Source organism: Edaphobacter aggregans DSM 19364, assembly GCF_000745965.1.
Taxonomy (GTDB): Bacteria; Acidobacteriota; Terriglobia; order Terriglobales; family Acidobacteriaceae; genus Edaphobacter; species Edaphobacter aggregans.
In genome coordinates, this window is the sequence record NZ_JQKI01000215.1 from 1 (window position 1) to 6593 (window position 6593).

The following is a 6593-nucleotide window of genomic DNA, read 5'->3' on the forward strand; positions in this document are numbered from 1 at the left end:
ATCGCCTCCGCCTGCGTAGCCATCGAATGTCCCATCGAGGAACGGATACCCAGAGCCGTTGCATGTTTGATTGTCTCAAGAGCCCCGGGCAACTCAGGTGCAATCGTCATCAGACGAATGTTGCCGCGTGCAGCCTCCCAAAGCCGGTTCAGAAGCTCCGGCGAAGGCAGTAGCAGATGCTCCGCGGAATGCATGCCACGCTTGGCATGCGAAAGGAAGGGGCCCTCTATGTGGATGCCAGCCGCTTGTGATGTTCCTGCGAGTGGATCCGCATCGATGTAATCCGCCATCCTCTCCAGTGCGGACATTGTGGTCTCAAGTGAAGCCGTGACCGTGGTCGGAAGAAATCTACTCACACCTGCACGGGCCAGAGAATGAGCAATATCTCGAAAGCCTTCGGGAGAAGCATTCATCACATCTTGGCCAGCAATACCGTGGAAATGAATGTCAAAGAAGCCAGCTGTGATTGTCCCATCCGGAAAGTCATAGTCGATATGTGCAATCTGTTGTGCACACCGTGTGCTGATTTCCAGAATGTGCTCCCCATCGATGGTCACCATCGGGTTCGCCAGGATGCCAGATGGAGTCGCCAGCATTTTCGCTGCAATTCGCTTTACGGGAATGTGCAACCTCGATTCTGCTCTTGGGAAACGTACGAACGCGTTTGGTAGAGCCCCTTGATACAGGGTACGTTATCTCGAAACACTGAAAGCGTGGTGGAGTCTTCGTTGCTATGCTCCGGAGAGTTCCCAAACTGCTCGATCGCCGTGGATTTCCTGCCAACTACAGGACAGGTCCTCGGAAACGCCGATCTCGTCACTTTACTCCCAGTTTGTTTGAATGTTAAGTCATAGAGGAGCGCGTGGTGTTGCATAGGCTGAACTCAGCGGCGACACTGATTCAGAGAACGACCACGGAGGCTCCTCGAAGAGATATGTATTACATCGGACTGGACGTACACAAGAAGACGATCAGCTACTGCGTGAAGGACGTGAGTGGCCAGATCCAGCAGGAAGGCAAGGTCGGGTCGACCCGACGCGAGTTGGACTGCTGGATGAAGACTCTGCCCCAGCCATGGAGCGCTGGCATGGAGGCGACGATCTTCAGCGGATGGATCTACGATCATCTGCTTCCGCATGCTGCGCAGATCAAGGTGGCTCACCCGTTGATGCTGCGTGCGATAGCAGCGGCCAAGAAGAAGAACGACCAGATTGATGCCAACAAGATTGCTGACTGTCTGCGCTATGATTTTCTGCCGGTGTGCCACATGATGCCCGCAGAGATACGGGATCGAAGGCGCACGTTGCGCTACCGGCATTCTGCTGGTGCGGCAGATGGTGCCGATGAAGAACCGTGTCTCCGGACGCTGATGGAGACAGGTGTGGAGTACAACAAGTAACAGCTGCACAAGGTGAGTTATTTCCGTGAACTGCTCTCCGAGGAGGTGCATCCAGGCATACGGCCGCTGTTGAAGCTCAGCCAGGAGACGATCGAGCGCTGCCAGAAGACCGAGTACGCTCTGGTCAGTTCTCTTCAGCGCGACCCATGCTGGCTGAGCGGATCAAGAGGCTCAGAACGGTTCCTGGCGTAGGCCCGATCACGGCACTGACATGGGCACTGGAGATCGGCGATGTCTCGCGTTTCCGCACCATCAAGAACGCGATCAGCTATTGCGGACTCTGCGGCGACGAACGAAGCTCGGCGGACAAGATGATGCGCATGCCGTTGTCAAAACAGCGTAACAAGCATATCCAGCGTGCGTTGGTAGAAGCTGCGAAGCTGGCGCCGAGACAGAGTCACGAACTGGCGATGATCTATGACAAGGAGAAGCAGAGAGGAAATCGCAATCGGGCGACACTACCTGTAGCGCGGAAGATGGTCGCATATCTGCTGGCCGTGGATCGGCAAGAGCGAGACTTCGTGCCTGCGGAAGAACGCCAGGCTGGGGCTGCATAAAACTGCCTCCGAATAAAACGGGATGAACAAAGCGCAGACTGCCAGGTCCTGCAGGTTGCCGACTGAGCGAAGGAGATCACACTCCGGAGGCTCTCTACGAATTGTTTCGGGACTGGCAGAGAACACAAACTCAATCTTCTGTGACGGCTCTTCGGGGTCTGAGACAGCAAATGGATGTCTGGTTCTGCCGAGTGCAGAGACCGATGCCGAGAGGCATACTGTGCGCTTAGAACATCCTGAAACAGTTGATTTGCACGCTCTCAAGAGCGTGCCCGGGACACCCGTGCCTCCCCTTGACAGATGACTTACATGGATGTCGGCAACTCGGAGAGCGCCGGGCTAAACCGGCATGTTGTAGGGGATGAAAGAGCCCTACGGGAAAGGAGAACAGCGACTCCATCCTGGCCTCGAGTCTTGCAGGGAACATCGCGAGGTGTTTCTTGAAGCGTAGACCAGAGGTACCAGTGGGCGGGGCTATTGAGCTTCGAAAAGCCGATGGATCAGGATGCCGACTCCGTTCCGATGGGAAGAAGGCAACACGTCCCCACGTTAATCGCGAGTGGACTGCCGGTCCTGCGTAGTCTAAGAACCCGCGCACGCTGAGAAACAACATGCAGTGCAGCGAAACTGGCTGCTAATCCAGCAGGGGTAGGACCTGCCAGTAGAACTTGCCCAGTTGCTACTGTAGTCATACCGGACGGCAGGGAAAGTAATTTCTCTGACCGAAAGCTCCGGAGTAAAAGTCTCAGCCGGCAAAGCGCGAGCAGCGTCGGGTCCGTCAGGGAGGCGAGCAAGTCAGCAGGCCGCAGCACAAGCGAACCGTTAGCCGCGAAAATTTCTCCCCGCCCCGGTAGCGGACTGTCGCGGGATGCATGAGAATGCCGAATCTGTTGCATGTAGATGAAGGCTGTGTCGCCGGTGAAGGAACTGGGTATAAGCAACTGGCGAATTCTCCGTGGTCGAAGAGGGCAGCATGCTGACAAGGATTAGCAGTGAAAGCTCGGAACCACTCGTGGGCAGCCTAGGCGCTCCCGCACAGCATCGGCTCTTCGTATAACCGGCACGGCCGGAAAATCGGGGAGTGTTCATGAGTGGCTCGGATGAGGCTGCGGAGGGAAGGGCACAGACGAAGGAGAACATCGTTCAGTCGCACATGCACCCGACACAGAGCGGGAAGCGCATGTCCCAGGGCACCAGCTTCCGTTGAGTCATGGACGGGGTGGCTGGGGCTCGCGATGACCTCTCGTCGGCTCCGAGCGTTGACATATCCAACGGGGCGCCCACCGGCAGTGGGGCGACCGACGAAATTCTTCGCACTTGGGTCGACGGGCGCGACGGCGTCAACCACGAGCATGTGTTCGTGAGTTACTGACCGACGGCGGAAGCACCTGGTCGGCTCCCGCAGCGACCGAGTCAGCGGTGGTGCACTCGCGAGTTGTCGTTCGAGTTCGGCAATTCTAACTCTTGCTCAACCTCCGGGAATCTCGAGTTATGGCCGAGGTAGATTCGCGGGCGACGACGACCGGCTTTGTTAAACGTATGGAAGCACTCGAGTTTGCAGAACCGTTTGGCTGAATCAGCTCGATGATGTGCTGCGCGGCGGTAACGCCCATGCCACTCATGTCTTGGCGGATGGTCGAAAGGCTCGGGGTGGTAAGCGAGGCGGCAGGTATGTCATCGAAGCCTATGACTGAAACTTCGTCCGGAACCCGGAGACCGATTTCATGCAGGGCGCGGATGACCCCCAGAGCAGTGAGATCGTCAAAGGCGAGTACCGCAGAGAATTTCTTTTTCGACGAGAGTAATTCAATGGTGGCCTCATAACCTCCATCAAAACCCGCAAGTGGATCTGCGGCATCTGGTATCTCTACGATGAGGCTTCTATCCAGAGTAAAGCGAATCGATCGAGCGTAACGCTCAATCCCCCGCAGGCGTCGGTAGCTGTCCTGAAGACCTTTCGGGCCGCAGATCACAGCGATTTTCTGATGTCCCATTTGGTGGAGGTGCTGCAGGGCGAGGTATCCACCTGCCTCATTGTCAACAAGAACACTAGAGACAGTTGCTGATTCTACCTCTCGGCCGACAATGACTACCGGAACCCCGAAAGCTTCTAAGTTACTGGTGATGTCCTTATCGGACAGGAGCCAGTTTGCAACAACGATTAGGCCCTCGACGCGGCGTTCGAGCATGAGAGCAATATATTGTTCAAACTGCTTACCTTGATTGGTTGCGTCCATGATAATCGGAAGCATGCCGACAGGTTCAAGTGCAGCTTGAATTCCCTTAAGAATCAGGGTGCAAAAGGGATCCGCGATATCGAACACGACAACACCAATCGTATTGCTGCGTTGGCTTCGAAGTGCCTGGGCGTTGCGGTTTGGGGTGTAACCGAGTTTGTGGGCGGCCACACGGATCGCTGAGCGCGTCTTTTCGGAGAGAAGGCGCGCGAGGGGCTTTTCATTGAGGACCAGGGAGACTGACGAGACCGACACGTTGCACTCACGAGCCACATCCGCGAGGGTGACTGTTTTCATCGGGCGCGATGACTTGGTCTTTTTCATGTTTAAGTGATATTCCCAACTGGCTTAGTTTTCGCTAACTTCCCGTGTCTACTGCAGTCATCAATAATGTGTGACATTTTGGGTTGACATCCATTTAGGGTCGCGAATAGTATACGGTCAATCAAATATTCAAACGATTGAAGTACCGAGTTTTTGCAGCTTTCTAACGATTGTCTGGCTTTCGAGATAGCGCGCGGACGCACGCTATCTCGAGTCGATCCATGCGTCCGTAGGCGTGATAACGATTCTCGGTGAGGTTGTTCCTGTTTCGAGGCCAAAGTAATCGGGTACGAGTGCAAAGAACAAAGTTTCATTACGAGAGGAAGAAAATGTCGAAGAGAATCTTTGTTGGAGTGCTTTACGTACTCTTGCTCAGCGTAGGTTACATGCATGCGCAACAGCTGACCGGCCAGATTAGGGGCGCTGTTACGGACCCGAGTGGTGCGGCTGTGCCGAACGCCACGGTAACCATTACGAATGTCGACCGCAATCAGGTTGTACGAACCGTACAGTCCAGCGCTGCAGGCGAGTATGTTGCACCACAGCTTCCCGTGGGCAATTACTTGATCTCGGTGGAGGCTGCAGGTTTCAAGAAGTTGGTGAAGAGCGGCGTTACGCTGAACGTTAACGACAGTTTGCAGGTCAGTGCCACGTTGATGGTCGGGAAAGCAGACGAGATTGTCACCGTGCAGGCTGAAGCGTCGCAGGTGAATCTTTCAAACTCGGCAGTTGAGGGTCTCATCACGGGCAAGCAGATTCGCGAACTTCCACTTAATAATCGAAATTACGAGCAGTTGATCACATTGCAGCCGGGCGTGACGAGCAATGCTGCCGACCAAATTTACGTGGGCACGACAAATCCGAGCGGTCAGGTGAATATCGTCAGTTTTTCGGTTAACGGCAATCGCCAAAGCCAGAATAACTGGACGATTGACGGCGCGGACAATGTGGACCATGGATCGAATATCACTCTTCTGGTGTATCCAAGCGTCGATGCAATTTCGGAGTTCAAGATTGAGCGCAGCAACTACGGTGCCGAGTTTGGCCGGTCCGCATCGGGGCAAATTAATGTGGTCACCCGGTCGGGCACTTCGCAGTTTCATGGCAGCGCGTACGAGTTCTTCCGTAATGACGCACTGAATGCGGTCAACTCCTATACGAAACATACTGGTGGAAAAAAAGCCATACTTCGCTATAACGATTTTGGCGGCACGATTGGCGGTCCAATCTACAAAGGCAAGACCTTCTTCTTCTTCTCGGAGGAACTGCGTCGTGTGACGACCCCGGTCACGCAGACTGCCATACTGCCCAGCAATGCGGAGCTTTCGGGTAATTTCGCCGTTCCTGTATGCACTGCGATCGACAGTGCTGGAAACTGTACCGCGAAGGGGACGAAGATCAGCAGCATCAACCCAATTGCCGCTGCATACATCAAGGATGTGTTTAGCAAGGTGCCGGCGCCTGACGCAACAGGGACGCTTGTGAGCAGCTCATCCGGTGTATTCAACTATCAGGAGTCGTTGATTCGTGTCGACCATACATTCAACCCTCGCTGGGCAATCATGGGACGTTACATCCACGATGGGATCCCAACGAAAGAGCCCTACGGATTATTCGGACCACAGAGTTCGATTCCGGGCGTATCTAACACAAGCACCAATTCCCCTGGACAGCAGGTAATGGGACGTGTAAGCGCGCAGATCAAGAGCTCGCTATTCAATGAAGTAGGCTACGCCTACTCCTATGGAGCCATTACCAGTGATACGGATGGACTGCTAGCCTGCATCATTCACGAAGGCTGAGCGAGCGGTTGTTGTGAGCGCGAGCTCGTGACGAAGGCTCGTTTGGCTGGGTGCTGTTGGTTGGATTGCGGTGAGGGGGAGCCTTGCCTAAGCGTTTGCTGGGGGTGGCGCCGTTTTTCGTGCGCAGTTCTCCTGATCCGCAAGTTGCGTGAGGGTGGAAGTGGGGGTTTTCTGTTTCGTCGAGGCGGGCTATCCCGACGAGGCTCCGAGTGCCAGGGCCACTTGCCGGAAGGCGGGAAGAAACGGGAACGATGCGGGCAGATGCAGCAGCATG

General features: G+C 55.1%; 4 protein-coding genes and 1 pseudogene. 3 read left to right on the forward strand and 2 right to left on the reverse strand.

Annotated elements, in window-relative coordinates:
* Positions 1-596: pseudogene (locus Q363_RS29745) on the reverse strand (N-acetylglucosamine-6-phosphate deacetylase); the annotation flags it as partial.
* A 338-nt stretch (positions 597-934) separates the two neighbouring features.
* Between Q363_RS29745 and Q363_RS43365 the strand changes: the two are divergent.
* Positions 935-1399: an IS110 family transposase gene (locus Q363_RS43365; RefSeq protein ID WP_064742756.1), complete on the forward strand. Its 465-nt coding sequence runs from the start codon at positions 935-937 to the stop codon at positions 1397-1399.
* A gap of 146 nt (positions 1400-1545) precedes the next feature.
* Entirely contained in the window at positions 1546-1956 is a 411-nt protein-coding gene (locus Q363_RS43370; protein ID WP_064742757.1) for an IS110 family transposase, read from the forward strand.
* 1457 nt (positions 1957-3413) lie between these two features.
* Here Q363_RS43370 and Q363_RS29755 read toward each other — a convergent pair.
* Positions 3414-4517 carry a LacI family DNA-binding transcriptional regulator gene (locus tag Q363_RS29755; RefSeq protein WP_035357956.1) on the reverse strand — a complete coding sequence of 368 codons (1104 nt, stop codon included), beginning with the start codon at positions 4515-4517 and terminating at the stop codon, positions 3414-3416.
* A 329-nt stretch (positions 4518-4846) separates the two neighbouring features.
* On the opposite strand from Q363_RS29755, the gene Q363_RS29760 reads away from it, so the two are divergent.
* On the forward strand, positions 4847-6319 hold the full coding sequence (locus Q363_RS29760) for a TonB-dependent receptor (RefSeq protein WP_051979533.1): 1473 nt from the start codon (positions 4847-4849) through the stop codon (positions 6317-6319).
* Positions 6320-6593 lie beyond the last annotated feature (274 nt).